A 25,411-nucleotide genomic window follows, 5' to 3' on the forward strand; every position below is an offset into this window, starting at 1 on the left:
ATGACGCCTTCGACATTGCCGCGTTACGCCTACATTGGCGAAACGCACGCAAGGAGATTTCGCATGGGATTGCTGGTCGAAGGCAAATGGCAGGATCGCCCGGCCAAGGTCGATAGCAGCGGCAGGTTCATCCGCGCCGAGACGCAGTGGCGTGACTGGATCACGCGTGAGGGCGCGCCGGCGCAAGGCCGCACGCGCGGCTTCAAGGCTGAGCCCGGCCGCTATCATCTTTATGTCTCGCTCGCCTGTCCGTGGGCGCATCGCACGCTGATCTTCCGGGCGCTGAAGAAGCTCGAGGGCGTCATCTCGGTTTCGGTCGTGTATCATTTCCTCGGCGCCGACGGCTGGACTTTTCTGGCTGAGGACGGAGCCACTGGCGACACGCTCTACGGCCTCGATTTCCTGCATCAGATCTACACCAAAGCCGATCCCGCCTATTGGGGCCGGGTGTCGGTGCCGGTGCTGTGGGACAAGAAGGAACAGACCATCGTCTCGAACGAATCCGCCGAGATCATCCGCATGCTCAATTCCGCCTTCGACGAATGGGGCGATGCCAGCGTCGATTTCTATCCGCCGGCGCTGCGCGGCGAGATCGAGAAGATCAATGCGCTGGTCTATCCGGCCATCAACAATGGCGTATACCGCGCCGGCTTTGCCACCACGCAAGTGGCCTATGAGGAGGCGTTCGACGAGTTGTTTGCTGCGCTCGATACGCTGGAGGAGAGACTGTCGAACCAGCGCTATCTCACCGGCGAGCGCATCACCGAGGCCGATTGGCGTCTGTTCACCACGCTGGTGCGTTTCGACCCGGTCTATGTCGGCCATTTCAAATGCAATCTGCGCCGCATCGCCGACTACCCGAACCTGTCGAACTATCTGCGCGATCTCTACCAGGTGCCCGGGGTCGCCGGCACGGTGAACCTTCATCACATCAAGACGCATTATTACGGCAGCCACGAGAGCATCAACCCGACGCGCATCGTGCCGGTCGGACCGGAGTTGGATTACGCCGCGCCGCATGACCGGGCGCGCTTCAGGAAAGCGGCGTGAATCTGCCCGGTGGCAATCTATCTATTTGAAGGGTTCTGTATCGAGTTGGATCTGTCTGGCACTGAATGTCTTCAGCATGACCTTGCCGAACCATTTGGAGAAGCCGACTGCATTGAGGCAAAAGCCAAAAGCCGCCAACACGACGAACACTATGATCCAGGCGAGAGCAGGGATGCCGGCGACATCGGGCGCGATGCCGATTGTAATTGAAACCAGCAAACATACCGCTGAAAACATCAACGCTGCTGCTGTTGAAAAGAGCACCATTCTCCAATACTCACCTCGGTTAAAAAGTCTTCCGTTTCGCCGAATGAACACTGAGTAGGCGAAAAATGTCGAAGCAAATATAATGACGAAGCTGGCGGCTGAGTTAACACTGTTCGGAGCAGGCACCAGGAAGCCAAAACCAAGCCACGCCAAGTAAAGTATCACCTGTGTCAAAATATAAATCCCGACATAGGGCCACAGATTTACGGCTTCGGTCCTATCGGATGGCATTCAGTTTTCCCCAGAGCTTAGGTGACAATAGCGGCTTGACCCCTCACGACAAGATAAATCGCTGCTCACCAATAGGGCGAAGGTTGTTCGCCTCCAAAAACCTCATTGATCCGCCGCAGCGTTGCCGGCGTCGTGCCTTCCGGCAAACGGTCGAGCAGGAAGAAGCCGGCCTCGGCGATCTCGTGGTCTGGCAGCTTCGGCGCCGTCTGGCTAAAGGCCTCGATCAGGTAGAAGGCAACATGGTCGCGACGGCTCGAGCGGCGGTTGAAATGCATCGATCTCAGCAGCGGCGGGGCGGTGAGTGCGATGTTGCCTTCCTCCGTCAATTCCCGCGCCAGCGCTTCGTCAAGCGTTTCGCCCACTTCGACGCCACCGCCCGGCAACTGCCAGCCGGGAACATAGGTGTGGCGGATGAGGAAGACGGAGTTCGACGCGCGGTGGTGGATCAGGCAGCGCACGCCAAGCGTCATTGGCCGCCGCAGCAGGAAATAGAGATGGAACAGCCTTGCCCTGAGGCCCGCCCAGCCGGTCTGGCGAAACGCCTGCTCCGGGTCCGATATCGCCATCGCTAGCGAAACCGCGAGTGGACAGGAAACAGTGAGTGGAAAGCGCAGGGCGCGTCGCCTATGAAGGAAGGATGTTCAGGCTCGCGCATATTTCCGATGTCCATCTGGGGCCGCTTCCCGGTGTAACCTATCGCGAACTCGCGTCCAAGCGCGTGGTCGGTTACGTCAACTGGCAGCGCAACCGCCGCCGCCATATGCACGATGCCGTCATCGATACCATCGTCGCCGACATGAAGGCGAGCGGTCCCGACCACCTCACTGTTACCGGCGATCTGGTCAACCTGGCGCTGGATGGCGAGATCGAGATGGCAAAACACTGGCTGGAGACGCTGGGCTCGCCGGAAGATGTCTCGGTGGTGCCGGGCAATCACGACGCCTATGTGCCGGGCGCCTTCGACAAGGTCTGCCGCTCCTGGGCAGCATGGATGACCGGCGACGGCGTGACTGCGCCGATCGACCGCAACACCTTTCCCTATCTGCGCGTGCGCGGCAATGTCGCGCTGATCGGCGTTTCGACGGCGCGTGCCACAGCACCCTTCATGGCCAACGGCTTCTTCCTCGAAGGCCAGGCGCAAAGGCTGGCCTCGATGCTCGACGCAACCGCCAAACGCGGCCTGCTGCGGGTGATCATGATCCATCATCCACCGGTGCGCGGCGCCGTCACCCAACAAAAACGCCTGTTCGGCATCTCCCGCTTCCACAAGACCGTTCACCGGCATGGCGCCGAGCTTGTGCTGCACGGCCATTCGCATCTGCCGTCGCTGTTCTTTATCGGCGGGCGCGGCACCAGGATTCCGGTTGTCGGCGTCGCCGCCGCCGGGCAGTCGCCAGGCGGCAAGAACCCGGCGGCACAGTACAATCTGCTCGACATTGACGGGGAAAAGGGCAGCTGGCGGATCCGGCTGACGCGGCGTGGCCTGACCGGGCCGGCCATGCCGCCGTCGGACCTGCAGGTGATGGAACTCGGCGTCGATGCCGAGGCAAAATCGCTGATCAGAAGCTGATCTTCATCGCCAGGATGCGATCCCAAAACAGCACGGCCGACACAGCAAGGCCAACTAGGGCGCCGGCGGCGATCAGGCCGAGGCCGGACAGGAAGGTCGACCAGCGCTTGCCGGGCGCGGCTGCTTGCAAGGGTGGTTCGGCTTCCCGCACGGCGGCGCGGTTCAGGCCGGCAACGGCCGGCTCGACGCCGCCCTCCATCATACGCTGACGCTCGACGATGCGCTCCGCCACATAGCGCGTGACCTGATCGGCAACCGGTTTCATATCGGTCGACTCGGCCAAAACGACGCGGCCAATGCGGGTATCCCTGAGGAAGCGGTAGGTTCGGCGGTCACGCCCCATGGCGACATGGCTGACGGCGTCGATCCACAGCCGCGGCTGCAGGCCCGATGAGACGACGAAGTCGAAATTGTCCATGTCGGTGGGCACTTCGGCAAAGACCGGGGTGAGTTCAGCGGCGAGCAGATCAAGCCGCATGCGGTGCGCATCTCGCATGTCGACCACGATATCGTCGCGATCGGCAAGGGCGTTCTTTACGTCGCGAACGGCATCGGACAGTTTGCGCGACGGGGTTAAAGAGGTGAATTGCTCGTCTGAGTCCTTCATTATCCCTCGCTAATATATGGTTAATAGCGAGTTAACACAGCCGCCGGCAAAATGCACTGGCGAGATGCCGGAAGCTGGTGAGGTTCAGCTCGCCGCGGCGCCAAGTGTCGGACGCAGGCGCCTGCTGCGGCGTGCCATGTTCCGGCGTACCGCCTGAGCGACCACCTCAGGCACTTCTTCGACCAGCATATGGCCGGCATCCAGCACGTGATGGATATGAAAATGCGCCGGCAGGCCATCAGCCTGGGTAACGGACAGCACCGGATCGTCCGTTCCCCAAACCACCATCACCGGCATATCGAGCGTGTCCATCTGTTCGCGGGGGATGACGCCCTGCCGCTCATCCCTGGTCATGCCGACTGCGATCTCGATCAGCTTGCGCAGCTGGCCGGGGCGACGGCGTACTTCCGCCAGGACACCAACGATGCGCTCCGGCGGCGGGCTTTGCGGCCCCGACATGGCGGCAAGGCAGGCGCGAATTTCCCGTCTGTCGGCCGCCGCTGCGTAGCGGCGCAACAGCGGTCCGTTGATCTCCGGGCCAAAACCGCCCGGCGCCAGAAGCGTCAGCGAGCCTATCCTTTCAGGCTCGGCCAGCGCCATCAGCGCAGCGACCGCACCGCCCATCGAATGGCCGGCGACATGCGCCCTTGCTATGCCGCGCGCGGCGAGATCAGCGAGAACCGCTCGCGCCGCCGTCCTGGCGGGACCGCTGCCTGGGAAATCGAGCGACAGTCCGTGTCCCGGAAGATCGTAGGCCAATGTCCTGATGTCAGGCGCCAGCGCCGAGGTCACCTCGCGCCAGATGTCGTGGCAACCGCCGAAGCCATGCAGCAGGACGACCGTCGTCGGCCCGACGCCCCGCTCGGCAACATAGAGGGATGAGACCATGAAAAATGTATGATTATTGCAAGATCGGACAGGAAATTTTGAATTGGGGCTGGATTGCGCCCAGTCCAGACCGATGGCCAGTAAAATTTTCGCGATCCGGAAAGATTAGCTCGCGTTGCCGAGGCCCGCGGCTCGCAACGCCTCGACTAGCCGCTCGGTCAGATCGGCAGGATATTTCCGCTCGGCGTAAGCCGCACGCGGGTCAGCGGCGAATTTTGGGAATTTGGTGGTCAGCTCATCCAGAAGCTTGGCCGCCAGCTGCTCGCGGCCGGCGGCCTTGGCGCCGATCAGCCGTGCCGCCAGATAATGCGATTTCATCGCCGTCGTGCGCAGCGACTCGCTGGCGATGGCGGCCTTGTTCATATCGCCCAGCATGAACTGCCCGGCGAAAAGCCCGTAATCCCACCAAGTCGGGTGGCCGCTGAACGTCTCGACGGCATGGGTCAGGATCGGTGTTCCCTCGGCATACTTGCCGGCGAAGATCAGGCCATAGCCGTAAGCGGCAGCCATGCTGAGGTCGTAGGGGTTGAGCTCATAGGCCTTGCGCATCCAGCGGATCGCTTCCTCGGTGTTGCCGAGGCGCGAGTACAGGTAACCGTATGCGCGGTGCGCGTAGGGGCTGGTCGGCCCCATCTGGATGGCGCGATGGGCAAAAGACATCGCTTGTTCGACCGTCGCGTCAGGCGGATAGGCGTAGTGATCGGTCGCGGCCTCGAGATGGAGCGATGCCAGTTCCGAATAAACGAGCGACGATTTCGCGCCTTGGCTGGCAAGGCTTTCCAGACAGCGATAGGCGGCCTCGTGAGTCTTGGTGCTCTGGTCGAGATAATATCTGTCGTTGAGGATCAGGCACCTCGTCAGCCCGGTCTGAATGCCGTTCTGTTCGATGTAGCTGTACAGCGGGCCGGCGGCGGGAATGGTCGAACTTAGGATGGTGGCGATACGATCCTCGACGGTACCAGGCGTGGTGTCGCCGGCCGTCAGATTGCGCGACAAAAGCACGCGGCCGGTCGCCACGCTCTGCAACTCGAGCGTCACGTCACCTGCCATGGGTCCCGGCAGGACATCGAAAACGAAGCTGGTCGGGTCGGTGCTCGGGTCGCGCTTGCTGTCGGCGTCGCGGCCGATGAAGTCGATGGTGTCGAAACCGGCAAGACCGGCGCGCAGCGAGGCGGCGACGCGGCCTGCCTCGGGGCCGGTGGCCTTCACGGCGATGTAGACGAGGGGCAGGGCCTCCATCGTCGGCGATGCGATGCTGCTCGTGGCGCCCGCGGTCTCGACCACCGCCGCCGGATCGCTGGTGGCAAGCAGTGCGCCGCTGCCCTGGCGTAGGATGAGCAGGCCCAGCATGAGGATGACCAGCGTCATGGCGACCCAGAAGAACTGTAGATGGCGCGCCAGCGAAGGTCCGGGTTCTGTAACCACCGAAGCTATCGCGGGGAGCGTGGCAGGAGCCGCCTGGTCAGGCGATCCGGGCAAGGCGGCTACCGCCTGCGCCAGCGCCACCGGCTCCTGCCCAACCGGCAGGCGTATGGCGTTGAGTTCATAGGACGGCACATAGCCGCCGCGCGGAATGGCGATGCGGACCGGTTCGGCTATGCCTTCATTGGCGAAATAATGCTGGAGAAGTTCGCGCAGCCGGCCGGCCTGCACCCGGACCACGGCATCGGTCGACGAATCGAAATCGCCGTCCTTGCCGAAGACGTCCATGGCGATGGAGAAACCCTTGAGCCTGTCGGCTTCGCCGGCTTGCTCGCGCTCCACAAGGTAGCGCAGCAACTTGCGTGCGCGCTCGGACCGTCCGAACGTTTCGCTGGCGAGCAGTCGCTCCAGTGTCTCGCGCACTGCGGGGGCGGCAGGCGTGGCATGCTGCAAGTGTCGATCCTCTCGAAGTCGGCACAGGTTAAGGCGCGATAATATAGCGCCTGCACCACCACACAAGCATCCAAATATTATGCGATCGCGTACCGCACCGGATAATTGCCTATGGTTAACGCGAAAAAATCGGAATTTCCCCCGGCAAATGGGGGATTTCCGGGCGCCGCCGAGATACGACGCCCGGGAAGAGATCAGCTGGCCTTGCGGCCGATTATCCGGTTGGCAGCCGAAACCACGGCTTCCAGCGAGGCGGCGACGATGTTGGTGTTGATGCCGGCGCCGAACAGCTTGCCGCCGGGATATTCCATCTCGACATAGGAGATTGCCGAGGCGTTCGAGCCGCGCTGGAGCGAATGCTCGGAATAATCAAGCACCGACATGTCGACGCCGACATGGCGCGACAGCGCATTGACGAAGCCGTCGATCGGGCCGGTGCCGGAGCCGGTGATGGTCGTCTCCTTGCCGTTGTCGAGGATCACCGCCTCGACCACGCGCCGGCCCTTTATCTCGGTATCGGGATAGGTTTGGTGGTCGAGGAATTTGAGCCGACCGCCAGGCTGGTCGACATAGGTCTCGAGGAAGCGGTCGTGGATGCGCTTTGCCGGCACTTCCTTGCCTTCCGCGTCGGTGATCGCCTGGATCTCCTGGCTGAACTCGATCTGCAGATTGCGCGGCAGATTGAGGCCGTAATCAGCCTGCAGCACGTAGGCGATGCCGCCTTTGCCCGATTGCGAATTGATGCGGATGATCGCCTCGTAGCTGCGCCCGACATCGGCCGGATCGATCGGCAGATAGGGCACTTCCCACACCGGCGTGTTTGCCTTCTTCAGCGCCTTCATGCCCTTGTTGATGGCGTCCTGGTGCGAGCCGGAAAAGGCGGTGTAGACGAGTTCACCGACATAGGGGTGGCGCTCGGTGATCTTCAGCTGGTTGGAATATTCGTAGACGTCCTTCATCCGGTTGATGTCGGAGCAATCCAGATGCGGATCGACGCCTTGCGTGTACATGTTGAGCGCCAGGGTGACGATGTCGACATTGCCGGTGCGCTCGCCATTGCCGAACAGCGTGCCTTCGACGCGGTCCGCGCCCGCCATCAGGCCGAGTTCGGTGGTGGCGATGCCGGTGCCGCGATCATTGTGAGGATGCAGCGATATCAACAGGTTATCGCGGTTGTCGAGGTTGCGGCACATCCATTCGATGCGGTCGGCATAGATGTTGGGCGTCGACATCTCGACCGTCGACGGCAGGTTGATGATCAGCTTGTTGTCGGGCGTCGGCTTGACGATCTCGGTGACGGCGTTGCAGATCTCCAGCGCGACTTCGAGTTCGGTGCCGGTAAAGCTTTCCGGCGAATATTCGAAGCGATAGCCGCCGCCGGCCTTGGCGGCCATGTCGGTGATCATCTTGGCCGCATCGGTGGCGATGCGCTTGATGCCGCCGACGTCTTTCTCGAAGACGACGCGGCGCTGCAACTCACTGGTCGAATTGTAGAAATGCACGATTGGATTGGTGGCGCCCTGCAGCGCCTCGAAGGTGCGGGTGATGAGTTCGGGACGGCACTGCACCAGCACCTGCAGCGAGACATCGGCCGGCACATTGCCCTGTTCGATGCACCAGCGGGCGAAGTCGAAGTCGGTCTGCGAGGCTGAGGGGAAACCGATCTCGATCTCCTTGAAGCCCATGTCGAGCAGCAGGCCGAACATGCGCGCCTTGCGCTCATGGCCCATCGGATCGATCAGCGCCTGGTTGCCGTCGCGCAAATCGACCGAGCACCAGACAGGCGCCTTGTCGATGACCTTGTTGGGCCAGGTGCGGTCGGTGAGGCCGACGGTCGGATAGGGTTGGTATTTGCGGGCGGCGCCCGGCATGTGGCCGGCCGCGCGCTTTACGCTTTCGGCTTCGCCGGATCGGATTTCTTCTCGTGCGTTCATCGTCTTGTTCTCCCGGCGGCTCGCGGATCGGTCTTCAGACGGATTGGTGGCGAGCAGCGCCTTACCAGATTTTCGTTCGCTTGATGTGAAGTGCCAATTTGAACTGGCCAAGGAGCGTGCGCGTAAGCGGCGGTTCGACCGCCGGGCGCTCCTTCAGCGAACCCGGCGATCGCCGATAAGGCCGAGAAGAAGCAGGGTCGATGCCAGCGCGCGAACGGTCTCGCCGGCAAAGCCGGTCGGACGGGAAGCGACGGAGGAGGCGCGCGTGTTCATGGCGGTTTTCATACAGGAGCGGCCATGGAGAGGCAAGTAGGCGCATTTGCGCCCATTCCGGGCCTCTTCCCCGCGCGCGGCAAATACGCCAGACTTGGTGTTGTTTCGTGCGTGTCGTCGTTCCTTCGCAGTCCGGGCGACATGCATGGACGAGGTCGCGATGCCGGGAGGGGTCATCCATGAATTTCGTTTTCTTCTCGCCGCATTTTCCCACCAACGGCGCCGATTTCTGTGACCGGCTGAAGAAGGCCGGCGCCACGGTGCTGGGCATTGGCGATGCGCCCTTCGATGCGCTGGACGGCAAGCTGAAGGCGGCACTGTCGGAATATTATCGCATTGCCGACATGGAGGATTACGATCCGGTGTTCCGGGCGATGGGCCATTTCATCCACAAATGGGGCCGCATCGACCGCTTCGAGTCGCTCAACGAGCATTGGCTGGAACTGGAAGCCAATATCCGCACCGACTTCAATATCTATGGCACCAAGCTCGACTTCGTGAAGAATCTGAAGCGCAAGAGCCGCATGCGCGCCTTCTTCCGCAAGAGCGGCGTCGATACCATCGCGCAGCGCAAATGCTCCGATCGTGCCGGCGCCATGACCTTCATCCGTCGCGTCGGCTATCCCGTGGTGGTGAAGCCAGATTCCGGCTCGGGCGCCTCGAACACCTTCAAGATCTCGAACGCGAAAGAGCTCGATCAGTTCTTCCGGGACAAGCCCGAGGATGTGACCTTCGTCATGGAACAGTTCATCGAGGGGCTGGTGGTCACCTTCGACGGGCTGGTCAACCGCGACGGCGAGGTGGTGCTTGCCGCCAGCCACCGCTACGACCAGAGCGTCATGGAGGTGGTCAACAAGGACCGCCACATGAGCTACACCTGCTTTCCCAAGATCAGGCCCGCGGTCGAGGAGGCGGGCAGGAAAATCCTGAAGGCGTTCGACGTGCGTGAGCGTTTCTTTCACATCGAGCTGTTCGAAACCAAGGACCGCGTCATCGCGCTCGAGGTCAATATGCGGCCGCCCGGCGCCTGGATGACCGATGCGATCAACTACACGTTCGACATCGACGTCTACGCGGCGTGGGCCGACATGGTGGTGAAGGACGCTGCCGGCGGGCCTTATGAGGGCAAGTATTTCACCGCCTATGCCAGCCGCAAGCAGCACCTCCACTATTTGCACAGCCATGAGGACGTGCTAGCCGCGCATCGCGACAAGATCGTCCACCATCAGCCGATAGAAAAGGTTTTCAGCCGCGCCATGGGAAATTACGCCTATCAGATGCGCTCCAAGGACGAAGCAGCGTTGCGCGAGGCCGTCGCCTATATCCACGCGGAAAAGGCGTAGGCGATGGACATTTCCTATCACAAGCATTTCGCCGGCAATCTCGGCCGCGACATGGAATACAAGCGCTACGGCCATGCCGGCCGGCCGGTGGTGGTGTTCCCGACCTCGCAGGGGCGGTTCTATCAGTTCGAGGATTCCGGCGGGGTTGGGGCGCTCTCCGAATTCATCGACACCGGCCGCATCCAGCTGTTTGCGGTCGACGGCATCGATTCGGAATCCTTCTTCAACAAGCACGCCGACGCTGCCCACCGCATCGGTCGCCACGAGGCCTATTTCCGCTATGTGCGCGAGGAGGCGCTGCCGGAGTTTCTGGCGACCGCCGAGCAAGCCAATGGCGGGCGCAAGCTGAAACCGCTGTTCACCGGCTGCTCGATGGGCGGTTACCATTCCTCGAATTTCGTCTTTCGTTTTCCCGAACTGGCCAGCGGCGTCATCGCGCTGTCGGGCGTCTATTCGGCGCGCGACTTCTTCGGCAAGGCGCTGGAAGGCGACATCTTTTACAACTCGCCGCTCGACTATCTGCCCGGCATCGTCGACCCCAAGCTGCTGGCACGGCTGAAGGCGCTGAGGATGATTTTCTGTTGCGGGCAGGGCGCCTGGGAAGAGCGCATGCTGGTCGAGACGCGTAGGCTGGAGCAGATTCTGCGCGACAAATCCATTCCCGCCTGGGTCGACTATTGGGGCGGCGACGTTAGCCATGACTGGCCGTGGTGGCACAAGCAGCTGGTCTATTTCTTCGGCCGTTGGCTGGACGACGATCTGATGCATAGATTGGACTGATGACCACACCCGAGCCCATCCGCCGCTTTGTCGACGCTACTAATGCCGGAGACACCGAGGCGTTTCTCGACACGTTCACAGCCGACGCGTCCCTGACCGACTGGGGACGGTCTTTCCACGGCCGCGAGCAGATCGCGCGCTGGAACCAGTCGGACAATATCGGCGTGAGATCCAATCTTCGCATTGTCCGCATAGCCGAGGCGCAAGGCAGCTACCAAGTCCGCATTGCCGTCAAAGGCGACGGCTTCAACGGCGAGGGCGACATGGTCTTCACGCTGGACGGCGACCGCATAGCGAGCCTCATCATCAGTTGAGTTCGCCTATCCTTCCTGGCATAGAGGCATGGTCTCGTGTTCCGGCGCCGGTGCGCGACGCAAGCCGAGGAAGACGACAAGAGCGGTGACGATGGTGATTGCCGCCAGCACGATCAGCAGCCTGTCGAACGCCGTCTCGTAGGCCTGGATCAGGACCGTGGCTCCGGCACCTGGCAAGCGGGCTGCCGCTTCGCCGACATTGCCGGTAGCCAGCAGCTGCGCGGCGGCGATTGCTCTGAGGGAAGGCGCCGTTCCCTGAGCCGCCAGTTGCGCCGCCGTGAAACCCGACAGAACAGCCATGACGATGGCCAGCGCCACGCCTTCGCAAGCGACACGGGTGGTGTTGAAGATGCCGACCGCCATGCCGGCGCGCTCCTTTGGCACGACGCTGACGGCAAGTCCGTCCATCAGCCCCCAGGGCAAAGCGATGCCGACGCCGATCAGCATCAGCGGCGCCACCAGGGCGATGGCGACAGGCGGTGTCAGGCTCAGCCAGACAAGACCGCCGGCGGCGATCAGCAGGCCGACGCCGCAGATCGTCGCCGGAGCGATCCAGCGTGCGAGCTGGCCGGCAAGCAGAGGCAGGATCAACAGCGGTCCCGAGAGGCAGATCATCAATTGCCCGGCCTTGATCTCGCTCATCCCTTCGATGCCGATGAAGCGGATCGGCAACAGTACGAGCAGGACGACGAAGCCATAGGCGGGGGCAGCCGCCAGAAACTGGACGCCGACGAAGCGCGGATAGCGGAACAGCGAGAGATCGAGCATCGGCCGGCGCACGCGCCGCTCGACGATGACGAAGGCGGCAAAGAAGAGAGCAGCCATGGCGAGAAGACCGATGACGAGCGGATCGGTCCAGCCGCTCTGCGGCGCCTGCAACACGCCATAGGTCAGCGATGCCAGCGCGATCGTGAAGGTGCCGGCTCCCGCCCAGTCGAGACCGGTCGCATCCGGGTCGCGCGATTCGTTGATGGTGCGCAGGCCGAGCAGAGCAGCTGCAATCGCAAGCGCGGTGACCAGAAGGAAGATCGACCGCCAGCCGAAGGCATCGATGAGCAGGCCCGACGCGATCGGTCCAAACGCGAGGCCGATGCCGAAACTGGTGCCGAGGAAGGAAAAGGCGCGCAGCCGCAATTGCCCCTCGAATTCCTGGGCAAGCGCGGAGGCGCCGCCAGCGAAGGCGGCGGCACTGCCGAGCCCTTGCGCGGCCCGAAGTGTATCAAACCAGACAATGTCAGGCGCCAGCATCGCGCCCAGCGTGGCCAGGACATAGAGGCCGAGGCCAACAAGGAAGAGCCGCTTGCGGCCATGATTATCGGCGAGCGCGCCCAACGCCATCAGAGTGGCGCCAAAGGTCAGCATGAAGGCGTTCGTCACCCAGTTGAGCGCGATCGGGCTGCCGCCGAGATCGGCTGCAATGCGCGAGAGTGCGACGGCCGGGCCGGTGAAGGTCAAGGGCATGGTCATGGCGGCAAGGCATACCGACAGCAGGACGAGCCATGGCGCGGCTGCGCCGTTTGGGGTCTTCGAGGTCATGGACTTTCCTATCTGAAGCAGGATCCGCCGGCCTGCCGCTGGGAGCGCGGCGCCGGTCTGACGAGAAGATAGGCCGGCGACATTTCCAGAAAAATAGTGTTAAATCTCCAGATATAGCGGACTGAAACGCTCGAATGGAGAGATGTAATGGATCGCCTCAACGGCCTCCTGGCCTTTGCCCGCACGGCTGAGTTCGGCAGCTTCATCGCCGCCGGCCGAACGCTCGGCATCTCGGCTTCGGCCGTCGGCAAGAGCGTCGCCAGGCTTGAGCAGGACCTTGGCGTACGGCTGCTTCAGCGCAGCACGCGCCGCATCGGTCTGACCGAGGAGGGCAAGCTGTTCAACGAGCGGGTGCGCCGCATCCTCGACGACATCGACGATGCCGAGGCGATGCTGTCGCGGACGCGCGAAACCCCACATGGGCGGCTGCGCATTTCGACGCCGATCGTCACCTATCACCTGCTGTTCCCGGTGCTCTCGGAATTCATGGCGCGCTATCCCGAAATCGAACTCGACATCGACTTCAACGACCGCATCGTCGACCTCATCGACGAAGGCGTCGACATCGCGATCCGCAGCGGCGACCTGCCGGATTCGCGCCTGGTGGCGCGGCCGCTTGCGCCCTTCCGGCTGCTGTTGTGTGCAGCGCCTTCCTACCTCGATCAGCACGGCAACCCGAGCGGACTGGACGATCTCGTGAACCACTACGGCATACGCTTCCGCTTTCCCAACAGCGGCAAGCTGCAGGGCTGGCCGTTCATCGGCGGCAGCGCCGAGCCGCAGGTTCGCTCTATGCTGACCTGCAACAACACGGAGGCGCTGAAGGGCGCCACGATGGCCGGGCTCGGCATCAGCTCGATGCCCGATTTCCTGGTTCGCGAGGCGTTGCGCGACGGCAAACTTCTGACGGTGCTGGACGATCACGTCGACGGCCGCGGCCAGTTCCGCTTGCTGTGGCCATCCAATCGCCATTTGTCGCCAAAGGTTCGCGCTTTCGTCGATTTCCTCCCCGACCGGCTTGCCGCGATGCTGAGCGGTTCGTAGTCCTTCGCGGCCGACGGCGATGACGACGACAGTGAGGAATAGCGCTGCCTTCAGTACGTCGCGCGGCCGCCGGACAGGTCGAACGTCGCGCCGGTGGTGAAGGAGTTTTCGTCCGACAGCATGAAGGCGATCATCGCGGCCGCCTCTTCGACCTCGACGAACCGGCCGCGCGGAACCTTGCCCAGCATGTAGGCGACCTGGGCCTCGGTGAGCTGTTCGAGGATGCGGGTGCGCGCCGGTGACGGCGTCAGCGCGTTGACGGCGATGTCGTGGCCGGCCAGTTCCTTGCCGAGCGATTTGGTCAGCGCGAGCACGCCGGCCTTGGCAGCGGAATAGGCGGCGGCGTTCGGGTTGCCTTCCTTGCCGGCCACCGAGGCGACGTTGACGATGCGGCCGTAGCAGCGCGCGATCATGCCGGGCACCAGGCGCTTGCAGCAGTAGAAAACGCCGTTGAGGTCGATATCGATGATCTGGCGCCAGGCGGCAGGATCATAATCCACTACCGTCGCTGCCGGTCCGGCAATGCCGGCATTGTTGACCAGCAGATCGACCGGGCCAAGCGAGCGCTCGGTTTCGATCGCGGCGCTGTCGACGGCCTCGATCAATGATTGATCGCACAGCAAAGCCTCGACCCGGCCGAGCGGGGCGAGTTCGGCGACGGCGTTCTTCATCGCAGCCTGGTCGACATCCCAGATGGCAACGCTGGCGCCCGACGACAGCAGGCGGCGGGCCACCGCAAGGCCGATGCCTTGCGCGCCGCCGGTCACCACGGCGACACGGCTTGAGAGATCGACGGCATTCACGCGACGGTTCATGGGCAATTTCCTCTTCAACGAATCTTTGAATTCGTAACTCAGTCCCTGACGGCTCTCGCCACCAGCCGCGCTATGCTCGGCCCGGCGATGAGCACGACCAGGAAGCGGGCCGATTGCAGCGCCATGACGAAGGATATGTCGACGTTCTGCGCGGCGGCGGCAATGATGGCGACGCTGTCCATGCCGCCGGGGCTGGTTGCGAGATAGGCGGTCAGCGGATCGATGCCGAGGACATGGCTGATCAGCCAGGCGAGCCCGCCGCAAAAGGCGATCAGCACGACGATCGAGCCGACGATCTGCGGCAGCGCCCGTGTCGCATGGCGCAGGATCGGCCGAGTGAAGTTCAACCCGATCGACCAGCCGACCATCCCATAGCTGAGCGCCAGCAGCCATTGCGGCAATTGCATCGCCACGCCGAAGCCGAGATGGACGATGGTGCCAAAGATGAAGGTGCCGAGGAAGAAGGGCGAGGGCAGCCGGCAAAGGCGACCGAGCAGGCCGCCGATCAATGCCACGCCGAGCGTGGCGGCAAAGGCAGCCGGATCGATCGGCGGGAACCAGACGATAGCCGGGATTTCAACGCCTGAGGTGTCGACCCACATTTTGGCGACGAGTGCCGCCGTCATCGAGACGAAGATGACGCGCAGATACTGCATGAAGGCGACGAGGCGCTGGTCGGCGCCGAAGGCACCGGCCATCAGCACCATGGCGGTGGCTGCTCCTGGCGACGAACCCCAGACCGCGGTGGTGCCGGGCAGGATGCGCCAGCGGCTGATCAGCCAGCCGAGCAGGCTGGACGCCGCTAACGTCGCCAGCACCACGACGAGGAACAGCGGCCATTCCTTGTAGAAAACCGAGAAGATGTCAGCGGAGATCGACGCAGCGACCAGGCAGCCGACGACGGCCTGGGCGGCGCCGAACAGCGGCCGCGGCACGCGCACGGTGGCGCCATTGGTGCCGGCAAGGATCGCCGCCAGCATCGGGCCGATCAGCAGCGCCGCCGGCAGTGCGGCATATTCCAGCGCGCCGGCGAACAGCAGCGAGAAGATCAGCAGCACCAGCCACTGTCGGACCGGGCGCATGCGCGCCATGCGTTCGACGGCCGGCTGATCTGGCGAGGAGTCCATGTCGGGTCCTAGACCTGGAAGAGAAAAATGCGAACCCTGTCTCGGAAGAAATTCACGACCCCGAGCCCGCCCTCGGATGTCACTCGTTCTTGACAGCGGCCAGGCCGAAGCCGCCGGCCGGATGGGTCTCGACCTGGAATTCGAAGCCGGCGATGATCGGCCGCGCCTTGGCGATCGCCGCCTGGACTTCCGGCAGCTGCAGCGAAGCCTTGTGGCTTGCGGCATCGGTCCACACTTCGGTCACCCAGATCGCGTCAGCATCGGCCGGATCGCGGGCGATGACATAACTCAGGCAGCCGGGCATGGCGCCGGTCGAGGCGAGCAGGACGTCCATGATCGCGTCGCGCTGGCCGCGCGCCGCCCGCATTTTGCCGATCAGTCCGTACATTGCCTTACGTCTCCCCTTCAAACCTCAGCAAACGCTCGCACGACATGCATGGTTGCGAGACGCAGTATGCAATTGACCGCTCAAGGCATCAACTGGCCACCATTCACCTCGATCACCTGGCCGGTGATGTAGCCGCTAAGGAGGTCCGACGAGAGGAACAGATAGGCTCCGACGCAATCCTCCGCCGTGCCGGCGCGCCCTTGAGGAATGGTGGCGACCATGCCCTTCATCTGCTCGTCGGTGGAATAGCGCTCGTGGAATGGGGTCAGGATCGTACCCGGCGCCACCGCGTTGACGCGGATGCCGAAGCCGATCAGTTCCTTGGCCATGCCGCGGGTGACGTTGGAGACGAAGGCCTTGGCCGAGCCGTAGAGTCCGGCGCCGCCGCCGGCGCCATTGCGCGCGGCGATTGACGAGGTGTTGACGATGAAGCCGCCCTGCTTCTTCAGCCATGGCATCGCCTTGCGTGACGCCGTCAGCACCGAGCGCGCGTTGAGGTCCATCACCGCGTCGTAATGCGCCTCGGTCTGCTCGGCATAAGGCACACGGCCAAGCATGCCGCCGGCATTGTTGACCAGCCCGTCGAGCCGGCCGAAATGCTTAGCGCTCTCCTCGACGACGCGCTCGACATCGGCGGCCTGTGAGAAGTCGCCCTGGGTCAGGAACACCTCGCCGCCGCCGTCGCGGATGGTCTTGGCCAGCTTCTCCGCCGCCTCGCGGCTCGAATTGTAATGCAGCGCGACACGGCTTTTTTGCGCGGCATAGGCCAGCGCAAGGGCAGCGCCTATGCCGGTCGAGGCGCCGGTGACCAGCACCGCCTTGCCGGCAAGATCGGGGATGACAAGAGCGGTCGCGGCCATGGGCACTTTTCCTTCGGGATTTCTGCTCTCCCTTCGTAAGCTCACACCGGCCTTGCGTTCAAGTCCGTGGCGGCTCACGGCCTGAGATAGGCGTAGCCCTGGCGCTGCAGTTCGGCGAGCTTGACGACGCCGCCCTTGTCGGCGGCGTGGAAGCCCTCGAGCAGGTCGGCAAGGGTGATCTCCATGCCCTTCATAGTGTTGCCGCAGGCGTGCGGCTCGAGGCCCTGCTGGACGAGGCCGGCGAAGCGTCCCGAAATCGCCGCCGATATGCCTTTCGACTTGAAGCCGGCAAGGGCTGGACCATGCACGACCAGCACGATCTCGACCTTGCCACCGGTGCCTTCATAGTGGTTCTTGATGTTGCCGAGCACGAAGTTGACCTTGTCGAGGTCGCTGAGGTGATAGGCGACTTTCGGCTTTTCTTCGGCGGCCGCTGCCCGACTCAGTCCGAACAGGCCGGCGGCGCCGGCAAGGCTGGCCCGGAACATGTCGCGTCGGCGCATGGCATCCTCCTCGTCTTGGCGCTCACCGCAAATTGCGTGGCTGTGGCCATGATCCTAGCATAAACTGACGCTACGTCCTGTCGATGCGAGGGAGGGGCACATGACGTTCAGGAAGTGGAAGAATTTCGCTAGCGCTGGATTTGGCGCCATGCTGCTCGGCGCGCTCGCGGGTTCGGCCGTCGCCGACGATGCACTGAAATTGCCCGAACTCAGCCCGAACGGCGCCGATGCCTGTTTCGGCCGTGTCTATGACGCAGTCCACCTCAAGGCGCATCCGAAGCAGAAGGTGGCGCGGATTTTCTTCCTCTATGGCCATGATCCGGTGAGCCGGCCGAACGAGGAGCCGATGGAAAACGCCGATACCTCCTACAACGGCTTTCTCACCACCACCGTGCGCGGCGCCAAGACGCCGCAATGGGCCGGCGGCTGGTGCAATCACGAGTCCGAGGACGGCAAGTCAGGCCCGATCCGCTGCGGCATGGACTGCGACCGAACCATGGCCTCGCTGAAGCTGGATGACAAAGGCCGCCTGATCCTCACCGACGTCTCGTCCGATCTTTATCTCGACGCGGGATCGGAAGATGAACTCGGCGAGGCCGAATATGACCGGCAGGCGCTGGGCTCGGAAGACGATAATTTTCGCCTCGACCCGATGCCGGTCGCGACCTGCAAGGCTGAGTTCGCCAAGATCGACCCGATCGATCCGGCGCTTGGCGCTCCGTTGCGCGAGCGGCTGAAGCCGGACCAACCTTTCTGCTACGGGCGCGATTACGATGCCGCGCATCTCTCCTCGCATCCTGACCAGGTGACGCAATCGATCCGCGTCTTCCGCGGGCCGGTCGAACTCGCGTCCTTTGCCTCAGGCGGCGATGTCGCCAACTGGCCCGACGGTGCCGACATTGCCGTTTCGGTGACCACCCGGAAGAACGGGGCCAAGATCACGCAGACCTATTCCTGCCAGGGCGAAGCGGACCAGTGGCGCTGCGCGGCCAGTTCGAAGATGAGCAATTTTTCCTGCGATATCGCGCAGAAGGAAATCTACCTCAAGCGCGGCGCCAACGGCACCATGATGCTGGCCAACCCCAACAGCAGCCTGGCGATCGTCGATCTGTGTTCGCAGGCGGCGGATGGCAAGACGGAATCGGACGACAAAGTCTATCGGCTGGAGTCGATGCCGCAGTCGGCCTGTGCACCTTAAGGTCTATCGATATTCAGGTGATGCCGGCCTGCGAACGGCGGCTTCCTGCGCTTCCGGTGCTCACGTACTTCAAGTACGCTCCGCTCCGGTTCTCGGAAGCCACCACTCTCGGCTCGGCCTGACCTGAATCTCGACAGACCTTGGCACCTGGCGCGAGGTTAAGCGAACGGCACTGCCGTGGTGCCTTTCGGCAGCTTCGCTTCATCATCCGGCTCGACATGGATGGTGACGCGCACGGAGGGGATTTCGGCTTTCAGCGCATCCTCGATGCGGTCGCAGATCACGTGGCTGGCGCCCACCGTCATGTCGGCGTCGACGACGAGGTGGAACTCGATGAAGGTGGCGCGGCCGGCGATGCGGGTCTTGAGGTCGTGAACCTCCAGCGCGCCCTTGCAGTTGGCCGAGATGATGTCGCGGATGTGCATGTGCTCCTGCGTGTCGACGGCGCGGTCCATCAGCCCGTTCATCGACGAGCCGATGACGTGCCAGCCCTGCCACAGGATGTTGAGCGCAACGATGACGGCGAGCGCCGGATCGAGGATCTGCCAGCCGGTCAGGATCGCGCCGACCAGGCCGCCAAACACGCCGATCGAGGTCGCCACATCGGTCATGATGTGATTGCCATCGGCAACCAGCGCCGGTGATTTCGCGGCGCGGCCGGCGCGGATCAGCGTCCAGGCCCAGAAGGCATTGATGACGGTGGCGACGCCGTTGACAGCGAGACCTTCCCAAGGCTGCTCGAGCGGCGTCGGCGTTTGCCAGGAGCGCCAGACCTCGTTGAGGATCAAAAGTGCTGCGAGTACGATCAGCACGCCTTCCAGCACAGCCGAGAAGTACTCGGCCTTGTGGTGGCCGAATGGATGATCCTGGTCGGCCGGCTTGTAGCTGACCTGGATCGCCCAATAGGCGGCGGCCGAGGCGATGACGTTGACGATCGATTCCAGCGCGTCCGAATAGAGCGCGACGGAGCCGGTGACGTACCAGGCGGCAAGCTTGAGCGCGAGCACGACGAAGGCAACGACGATCGACCAGAAGGCAAGGCTGGCGATCCTGTGCCTGGCCGCTGCCTTTGCCGCCGTCGCCGCGATGTTCTCGGTTGCCGCCATCGTCGCTAAGCAGCCTTTTCCTTGGCTTTGCGCGGCAGATGCGCAACGATGTTCTCGATGATGCGCATGCCGGCATTGTGGCCGAGCGTCATGATCGATTCCGGATGGAACTGCACCGCTGCGATCGGCTCCTTGCGGTGCTCGAAGGCCATGATGATGCCGTCCTCGGTCTCGGCTGTGACGATGAAATCATCGGGCAGCCGCACCGGATCGGCAAAGATCGAGTGGTAGCGACCTACGGTGACTTCCTTGGGCAGACCGGAGAAGATGATGCCGGGCTTGGAGACGCGAATGCGCGACGGCTTGCCGTGCATCGGCACATGCAATTGCCGGAGTTCGCCACCATAGGCCTCGGCCAGCGCCTGCAGGCCAAGGCAGACGCCGAAGATAGGCAGGTCGCGGGCGCGCGCCTTCTTGATGGTGGCGGCACAGTCGAAATCTTTCGGCGTACCCGGTCCGGGCGACAGCACGACGAGGTCAGGTTTCAGCCGTTCGAACACTTCCTCCGGCACCGGCGTGCGGACGGTCGAGACATTGGCGCCGGTCTGGCGGAAATAATTGGCCAGCGTGTGGACGAACGAGTCCTCGTGGTCGACGAGCAGGATGTTGACGCCGTCGCCGACGCGTGCGGTGGTGCGTTCGGTGCCGGCGGCGTTGCCTAATTTGGCGTCGCGAATGGCGGAGAGCATGGCGGATGCCTTCAGTTCGGTTTCGGCTTCTTCTTCCTCGGGGATGCTGTCGAAGAGCAGCGTGGCGCCGGCACGCACCTCGGCGATGCCGTCCTTGATGCGGATGGTGCGCAAGGTCAGGCCGGTGTTCATGTCGCCGTTGAAATTGACCATGCCGATGGCGCCGCCATACCAGGCGCGCGGGCTCTTCTCGTTCTGTTCGATGAAGCGCATGGCCCAGAGCTTCGGCGCGCCGGTGACGGTGACTGCCCAGGCATGCGACAGGAAGGCGTCGAAGGCATCCATGCCTTCGCGCAGCCGGCCCTCGATGTGATCGACGGTGTGGATCAGGCGCGAATACATCTCGATCTGGCGGCGGCCGATGACGCGCACCGAACCTGGGTCGCAAACACGCGACTTGTCGTTGCGGTCGACGTCCGAGCACATTGTCAGCTCGGATTCGTCCTTCTTGGAGTTGAGCAGCTTCAGGATCTGCTCACTGTCGGAAATGGCGTCGTCGCCGCGCTTGATGGTGCCGGAGATCGGGCAGGTCTCGACCCGGCGGCCATTGACGCGCACGAACATCTCCGGCGAGGCGCCGATCAGATACTCGTTTTCGCCGAGATTGATGAAGAAGGAATAGGGCGAGGGGTTGATCGACTTCAGCTTGCGCGAAATCTCCGAAGGCTGTGTCTCGCAGCGCTCGTAGAACATCTGCCCGGGCACGACCTCGAACAGGTCGCCGCGCTTGAAGGAGTCCATCGCCTTGCGCACCAGATTGGCATACTCGCCGGGTTCATGGTCGCCGCGCGGCGGGATGCGGTCGGCGGTCTTGAACGGTTCGGCGATCTCGTCGCGCGGTAGTCCCTCGGTCGAAAAGCCATCGCCGGAATAGTCATAGCGGTCGGTCCAGGCCTTGGTCGAGTAATGGTCGACGACCAGGATCTCGTCGGGCAGGAACAGCACGAGGTCGCGCTGGCTCTGCTTGCGTTCGAGCGTGTAGTCGACCGGATCGAACTGGAAGGCGAGGTCGTAGCCGAAGGCGCCGTAGAGGCCGAGATTGGCGTCTTCCTCGGTCTTGAACAAAGCGGTGATGGCGCGCAGCACGGTGAAGACGGAGGGGACACGGCTGCGCTCTTCCTCGGTGAAGACCCGGCCTGGCTTGGCGACGTCGAGGCGGATCAGCTTTTTCGAGGTTTCGGTGATTGTGACTTCACTCAAGCTGGCGAGTGCCTTGCCGATCATCGGCAACAGCACCTCGCCACGGCCGTTCAGCGCCTCGATGCGCATGGCGCGGCCGCGCGCGGAAATCACCAGCGGCGGATCGATGATGGCCGTATCCCAGCGCGTGTAGCGGCCGGGATATTCGTAATTCGAGGAAAATACGGCACCGCGGCGCGAATTCAGCCCATCGACATAGGCGTCGATGGCTCCGGCATAAGGCTTATCGTGACGATCGCGGGTGATGGTGACGCCACCTGCTGTCACGAAGCGTTCAGCGCCGTTTTCCAGAACCTTTATCGTCGTCATTGCCGTCTCCATCTGGCTTGTTGGGCAACGGACCCGGGACTGGCTTTGAAAAAACAAATGGCCGCCCGGACATTCCGTTGCGGCCACCTTCTATTTTCACGCGCACGCGTTCGAACAGGCCGCTGTCAGCGAGCCCACCACCAAATGGTCTTGATCGAACGCATATTCATGGGCGAAATCCATAGCGGCGAAAAGCCGGATGCGCAACAGGTTTGAAAAGCCTGTTTGTGGCCGCCGCTTCCGGGGCCTATGGCACATCGCCAGAGCTGGCGGTCCTGCCTAGACTATCGGTCCAACATCGAGAAAGACGGGAAAGATAGCAATGACCGACCAGATCGAGCGCGCACGCACGTTCCACGCCCTTCACGTCAAGGGAAACCCGATTGTTCTCTACAATGCCTGGGATCCGGGCTCGGCCAAGATCGTTGAGAAAGCAGGGGCCAAGGCCATCGCCACTGGAAGCTGGCCGGTCGCAGCCGCCTTCGGCTATGCCGATGGCGAGAAGATCCCTCTGGAATTGGCGCTGGACAACATCAGGCGCATCGTCGCGGCGGTCGACCTGCCGGTGACCATGGACCTCGAAGGCGGCTACGGCGTCGAGCCAGCGGTCGTCGCTCAGACAGTGACACGTGCCTTGCAGGCCGGCGCCATCGGTTTCAATTTCGAGGACCAGATCGTCGGCGGCGCCGGCCTGCACGACATCGCCGTGCAGGTGAAACGTATCGAGGCCGCGGTTGCTGCCGTCAAAGCTTTGGGCATTCCCGCCTATATCAACGCCCGCACCGACATCTTCCTCAAGGCCAAGCCGGATGCGCATGACAAGGCACTGCTCGACCAGGCGATCGAGCGGGCGAAGGCCTATGAAAAGGCCGGCGCAAGCGGCTTCTTTGCGCCGGGTCTTGGCGATGAGGGGCTGATCGAGGCGCTCTGCAAAGCCACCGCGTTGCCGGTCAACATAATCGCGCTGGCGCATGTGCCGCCACGCCAGCGGCTGGCCGAACTTGGCGTCTCCCGCATCAGCCACGGCCCTTTGCCTTACCGGCAGATGGCTGAATGGCTGGAGGCGAAAGCGCGATTGGCCATTTCGGGCTAACTCAGTCCTCCAGCGTCCCTGACCGAGCATCAGCGCTTTTCTTGTCGCCGACCAGCTTCAGGAGATCCTCGCCGGCGCGGATGATGCGGCGCGAGCGGCGGGTCAGGATGACGCCGTCCTGCGGAGCGAATACTTCGGTACGGCCGCCGACCTCACCAGGTGTATGGACGATGGTGGCCAGGCGTGCGCCTTTGGAAACGCGGTCGCCGGGCTTCACGTCGTAGAGCACGGCACCCGCCCGAGGTGCCGGCATCATGTCGATGTTTTCCAACGGCGCGACGAAACCAATGAAAGGACCGGGTGCGGCCAAGACCGGGTCGGCGATCACGCCGCGCGCCACCAGCAGCCGGTAGAGCCCTTCGGCATCGGATGCGGCCAGCCCGCCGTCGACATCGAGCATGCCGCGATATTCGACAGTGGTGGCGACGCGCCGCTCGAACTTCGCCACGTCGGCGGGGACGTTCTGGTAGGGCATGATCGTGGCGCCCTCGAAGGTGCCGGCGCTGTCTTCGCTCCACAGCACCACCGCATCGATGCCCATGGCGGCGGCGCAATCGGCCATTGCCGGCCACAGGCTGGTCTGGACGTAGAGATAGGCCAGCCCTTCATCGTCACAATGCAGATCAAGCACGATGTCGTGGCCGATGGAAAGTTGCAGCAGCCGCGTCTTCAACTGCTGGTCGGCAGTGCCGAACGTGGTGTCCGGTAACAGTGCGGTATCAGGCGCGGCAAGCAGCGGAAAGGCACGGTTGAAGTTGGTGCGGGTGCCGAGATGAAAGCGGCCCTGATGTTCGCCGAAATGATATTGCGCGCGGCCGATCGGGTTGGCCCAGGGTACGACCGTGATGTTGCCCTTGATGCGCCCCTCGGCCTCGGCCTTGTTCAACGCCGGCATCAATGCGTCGATGGCGACGACGCCCGGCAATTCGCCGGCATGGAGTGCCGACTGCAGATAGGCAGAGGGCGCTGCCTTGTCGGCGCCGGTGAAGTGGAATGCCGGGAATTCGTAGAAAACGCCTTCGCTGTCGCCGGCAATGCGTTCGATCGATTTCTGCATGGGATGCCTCCAGGAAAAGAGGCAGAACACATGCACGTTTGCCGTAGGGCTGTCGATTGGTCCAGTTCGCGCCGCCATGGGCGCAATGGAATTATTCGGCGGCAGCCTGAACAGCCACCGGCGCGGATCGTTCGAGCGCCTGCGAGACAACGGCCACGCTAACGGCCAGCAGCGCGAGTACCGCGCCTACCAGCGGCAGATGGGCATAGGAGACGCCAGCGGAAAGGGCCACGCCGCCGATCCAGGCGCCGCTGGCATTGCCGACATTGAAGGCGCCCTGGTTGAGCGTGGCGGCAAGGTTCGGTCCTTCGGACGCCGCCTCGACGACACGGATCTGCAGCGGCGGCACGACGACGAAGATCAGCAGACCCCACAGGAAGACGACGCCGATGGCGACGCTGGCGATGGCGCCGAACTCAGTGAAGCCGACAAACAGCACCGCCATCAGCAGCAGCGTGCCGATTACCGTCGGCATCAGTTTCCAGTCGGCCAGCCGGCCGCCGATGATGTTGCCTATGGTCATGCCCGCACCGAACAGCAGCAGCACCCAGGTGACCGCGGAGGTCGACAGGCCGGTGACCTCGGTGAGATAGGGCTTGATGTAGGTGAAGACGGCAAACAGGCTGGCCGAGGCCAGCGAGGCGATCAGCATGGCGAGCCAGACCTGCAGCTTGCCCAGCACGCGCAACTCGCCGCGCAGGCCGCCACCGCTCGGTTCAGCGACGTTGGAGGGCACCAGCCAGGCGATGGCGGCGACCGAGATCAGGCCGATGCCGACGACGGCAAAGAAGGTGGAGCGCCAGCCGAACGCTTCGCCAAGCGCGGTGCCGGCGGGAACGCCGAGAATGTTGGAGAGCGTCAATCCCGCAAACATCATCGCCATGGCGCTGGCGCGCTTGTTGCGCGGCACAAGGCTCGCGGCAACCACAGAACCGATGCCGAAGAAGGCGCCGTGGCCGAAAGCGGTGAAGACACGTGCCGCCATCAGGAGCCAGTAGTTGGGCGCGATGGCGCAGAGGAGATTGCCGACGACGAACATCGCCGTCAGCGCGACCAGCACAGGCTTGCGCGGCAAATGCGCGGTGGCCATGGCGACGATCGGCGCGCCGAAGACGACGCCCAGCGCATAGCCGGTGACCAGCAGACCGGCCGAGGGGATCGACACGCCGAGATCGGCGGCGACCTCGGGCAACAGGCCCATGATGACGAATTCGGTGGTGCCGATGCAGAAGGACGCAATGGCAAGCGCAAGGATCGGCAAAGGCATGGAAAGTCCAGACTGAATCGGTTCAATTTCAGACTGAACGAGAAGCCGTGCCATGCGCAATGTACATTGCTGCAATGCACCAATGCA

General features: G+C 63.2%; 24 protein-coding genes. 8 read left to right on the plus strand and 16 right to left on the minus strand.

Features of this window, described 5'->3' with window-relative positions:
• The first annotated feature begins 63 nt into the window (after positions 1-63).
• Positions 64-1,050 carry a glutathione S-transferase family protein gene (locus AC1D1B_RS13440; protein WP_477332844.1) on the plus strand — a complete coding sequence of 329 codons (987 nt, stop codon included), beginning with the start codon at positions 64-66 and terminating at the stop codon, positions 1,048-1,050.
• A gap of 21 nt (positions 1,051-1,071) precedes the next feature.
• Here the strand turns inward: AC1D1B_RS13440 and AC1D1B_RS13445 are convergent, their stop codons facing one another.
• Positions 1,072-1,548 carry an ABZJ_00895 family protein gene (locus tag AC1D1B_RS13445; RefSeq protein ID WP_181061277.1) on the minus strand — a complete coding sequence of 159 codons (477 nt, stop codon included), beginning with the start codon at positions 1,546-1,548 and terminating at the stop codon, positions 1,072-1,074.
• A gap of 65 nt (positions 1,549-1,613) precedes the next feature.
• Entirely contained in the window at positions 1,614-2,114 is a 501-nt protein-coding gene (locus AC1D1B_RS13450; RefSeq protein WP_477332846.1) for an NUDIX domain-containing protein, read from the minus strand.
• A gap of 71 nt (positions 2,115-2,185) precedes the next feature.
• Here AC1D1B_RS13450 and AC1D1B_RS13455 point away from each other — a divergent pair, with 71 nt between their 5' ends.
• Positions 2,186-3,118 (plus strand): metallophosphoesterase family protein, encoded by a 933-nt coding sequence (locus tag AC1D1B_RS13455; RefSeq protein WP_477333310.1) that lies wholly within the window; start codon positions 2,186-2,188, stop codon positions 3,116-3,118.
• Here AC1D1B_RS13455 and AC1D1B_RS13460 read toward each other — a convergent pair.
• The 4 genes from AC1D1B_RS13460 to leuA all read right to left on the minus strand — a co-directional run bounded on the left by AC1D1B_RS13460 (position 3,108) and on the right by leuA (position 8,359).
• Positions 3,108-3,725 carry a hypothetical protein gene (locus AC1D1B_RS13460; RefSeq protein ID WP_477332848.1) on the minus strand — a complete coding sequence of 206 codons (618 nt, stop codon included), beginning with the start codon at positions 3,723-3,725 and terminating at the stop codon, positions 3,108-3,110. The two genes, AC1D1B_RS13455 and AC1D1B_RS13460, sit on opposite strands and share 11 nt — an antisense overlap.
• Positions 3,726-3,809: 84 nt before the next feature.
• Positions 3,810-4,613 (minus strand): alpha/beta fold hydrolase, encoded by an 804-nt coding sequence (locus AC1D1B_RS13465; protein ID WP_477332850.1) that lies wholly within the window; start codon positions 4,611-4,613, stop codon positions 3,810-3,812.
• Between the two features lie 105 nt (positions 4,614-4,718).
• A complete protein-coding gene (locus tag AC1D1B_RS13470; RefSeq protein ID WP_477332852.1) occupies positions 4,719-6,488 on the minus strand; it encodes a hypothetical protein in 1,770 nt (589 codons plus the stop codon).
• A 194-nt stretch (positions 6,489-6,682) separates the two neighbouring features.
• Complete coding sequence (gene leuA, locus AC1D1B_RS13475) at positions 6,683-8,359, minus strand: 2-isopropylmalate synthase (RefSeq protein ID WP_477333311.1); 1,677 nt, start codon at positions 8,357-8,359, stop codon at positions 6,683-6,685.
• Positions 8,360-8,874: 515 nt separating this feature from the next.
• On the opposite strand from leuA, the gene AC1D1B_RS13480 reads away from it, so the two are divergent.
• Genes AC1D1B_RS13480 through AC1D1B_RS13490 form a run of 3 tightly spaced genes read left to right on the plus strand, consistent with a single transcriptional unit; the run spans position 8,875 to position 11,132 of the window.
• On the plus strand, positions 8,875-10,038 hold the full coding sequence (locus AC1D1B_RS13480) for an ATP-grasp domain-containing protein (protein WP_477332854.1): 1,164 nt from the start codon (positions 8,875-8,877) through the stop codon (positions 10,036-10,038).
• Positions 10,039-10,041: 3 nt separating this feature from the next.
• Positions 10,042-10,818 carry an esterase family protein gene (locus tag AC1D1B_RS13485; protein WP_477332856.1) on the plus strand — a complete coding sequence of 259 codons (777 nt, stop codon included), beginning with the start codon at positions 10,042-10,044 and terminating at the stop codon, positions 10,816-10,818.
• Entirely contained in the window at positions 10,818-11,132 is a 315-nt protein-coding gene (locus AC1D1B_RS13490) for a nuclear transport factor 2 family protein (protein WP_477332858.1), read from the plus strand. The genes AC1D1B_RS13485 and AC1D1B_RS13490 overlap by 1 nt, the downstream gene beginning before the upstream one ends.
• 6 nt (positions 11,133-11,138) lie before the next feature.
• Here the strand turns inward: AC1D1B_RS13490 and AC1D1B_RS13495 are convergent, their stop codons facing one another.
• Entirely contained in the window at positions 11,139-12,668 is a 1,530-nt protein-coding gene (locus tag AC1D1B_RS13495) for an MFS transporter (protein WP_477332860.1), read from the minus strand.
• A 147-nt stretch (positions 12,669-12,815) separates the two neighbouring features.
• Here AC1D1B_RS13495 and AC1D1B_RS13500 point away from each other — a divergent pair, with 147 nt between their 5' ends.
• Entirely contained in the window at positions 12,816-13,712 is an 897-nt protein-coding gene (locus AC1D1B_RS13500; RefSeq protein ID WP_477332862.1) for a LysR family transcriptional regulator, read from the plus strand.
• A gap of 50 nt (positions 13,713-13,762) precedes the next feature.
• On the opposite strand, the gene AC1D1B_RS13505 is transcribed toward AC1D1B_RS13500, so the two are convergent.
• The 5 genes from AC1D1B_RS13505 to AC1D1B_RS13525 form a co-directional block, all read right to left on the minus strand.
• Positions 13,763-14,515, minus strand: a complete 753-nt coding sequence (locus AC1D1B_RS13505; RefSeq protein WP_477333312.1) for an SDR family NAD(P)-dependent oxidoreductase — start codon at positions 14,513-14,515, stop codon at positions 13,763-13,765.
• A gap of 50 nt (positions 14,516-14,565) precedes the next feature.
• Positions 14,566-15,654, minus strand: a complete 1,089-nt coding sequence (locus AC1D1B_RS13510; protein WP_477332864.1) for an AbrB family transcriptional regulator — start codon at positions 15,652-15,654, stop codon at positions 14,566-14,568.
• A 79-nt stretch (positions 15,655-15,733) separates the two neighbouring features.
• The gene (locus AC1D1B_RS13515) at positions 15,734-16,042 is read right to left on the minus strand and encodes a putative quinol monooxygenase (protein ID WP_181061292.1); all 309 of its coding nucleotides are present in this window, start codon (positions 16,040-16,042) and stop codon (positions 15,734-15,736) included.
• A gap of 80 nt (positions 16,043-16,122) precedes the next feature.
• Positions 16,123-16,902, minus strand: a complete 780-nt coding sequence (locus tag AC1D1B_RS13520; protein ID WP_477332866.1) for an SDR family NAD(P)-dependent oxidoreductase — start codon at positions 16,900-16,902, stop codon at positions 16,123-16,125.
• Between the two features lie 74 nt (positions 16,903-16,976).
• The gene (locus AC1D1B_RS13525; protein WP_477332868.1) at positions 16,977-17,405 is read right to left on the minus strand and encodes a DsrE family protein; all 429 of its coding nucleotides are present in this window, start codon (positions 17,403-17,405) and stop codon (positions 16,977-16,979) included.
• A gap of 100 nt (positions 17,406-17,505) precedes the next feature.
• On the opposite strand from AC1D1B_RS13525, the gene AC1D1B_RS13530 reads away from it, so the two are divergent.
• Positions 17,506-18,603, plus strand: a complete 1,098-nt coding sequence (locus AC1D1B_RS13530; RefSeq protein ID WP_477332870.1) for a hypothetical protein — start codon at positions 17,506-17,508, stop codon at positions 18,601-18,603.
• 158 nt (positions 18,604-18,761) lie between these two features.
• Here the strand turns inward: AC1D1B_RS13530 and AC1D1B_RS13535 are convergent, their stop codons facing one another.
• Together AC1D1B_RS13535 and AC1D1B_RS13540 are read right to left on the minus strand one after the other, a co-directional pair.
• Positions 18,762-19,709: a cation diffusion facilitator family transporter gene (locus AC1D1B_RS13535; RefSeq protein WP_477332872.1), complete on the minus strand. Its 948-nt coding sequence runs from the start codon at positions 19,707-19,709 to the stop codon at positions 18,762-18,764.
• Positions 19,710-19,714: 5 nt separating this feature from the next.
• Positions 19,715-21,919, minus strand: a complete 2,205-nt coding sequence (locus tag AC1D1B_RS13540) for an anthranilate synthase (protein WP_477332874.1) — start codon at positions 21,917-21,919, stop codon at positions 19,715-19,717.
• Between the two features lie 310 nt (positions 21,920-22,229).
• On the opposite strand from AC1D1B_RS13540, the gene AC1D1B_RS13545 reads away from it, so the two are divergent.
• A complete protein-coding gene (locus AC1D1B_RS13545) occupies positions 22,230-23,000 on the plus strand; it encodes an isocitrate lyase/PEP mutase family protein (protein WP_477332876.1) in 771 nt (256 codons plus the stop codon).
• Between the two features lies 1 nt (position 23,001).
• Here the strand turns inward: AC1D1B_RS13545 and AC1D1B_RS13550 are convergent, their stop codons facing one another.
• Both AC1D1B_RS13550 and AC1D1B_RS13555 read right to left on the minus strand, forming a co-directional pair.
• Positions 23,002-24,057 carry a M14 family metallopeptidase gene (locus AC1D1B_RS13550; protein WP_477332878.1) on the minus strand — a complete coding sequence of 352 codons (1,056 nt, stop codon included), beginning with the start codon at positions 24,055-24,057 and terminating at the stop codon, positions 23,002-23,004.
• A 91-nt stretch (positions 24,058-24,148) separates the two neighbouring features.
• Positions 24,149-25,324, minus strand: coding sequence for an MFS transporter (locus AC1D1B_RS13555; protein ID WP_477332880.1), 1,176 nt, complete (start codon positions 25,322-25,324; stop codon positions 24,149-24,151).
• Positions 25,325-25,411 lie beyond the last annotated feature (87 nt).

It is taken from the genome of Mesorhizobium sp. P2_C5_2, from assembly GCF_056404535.1.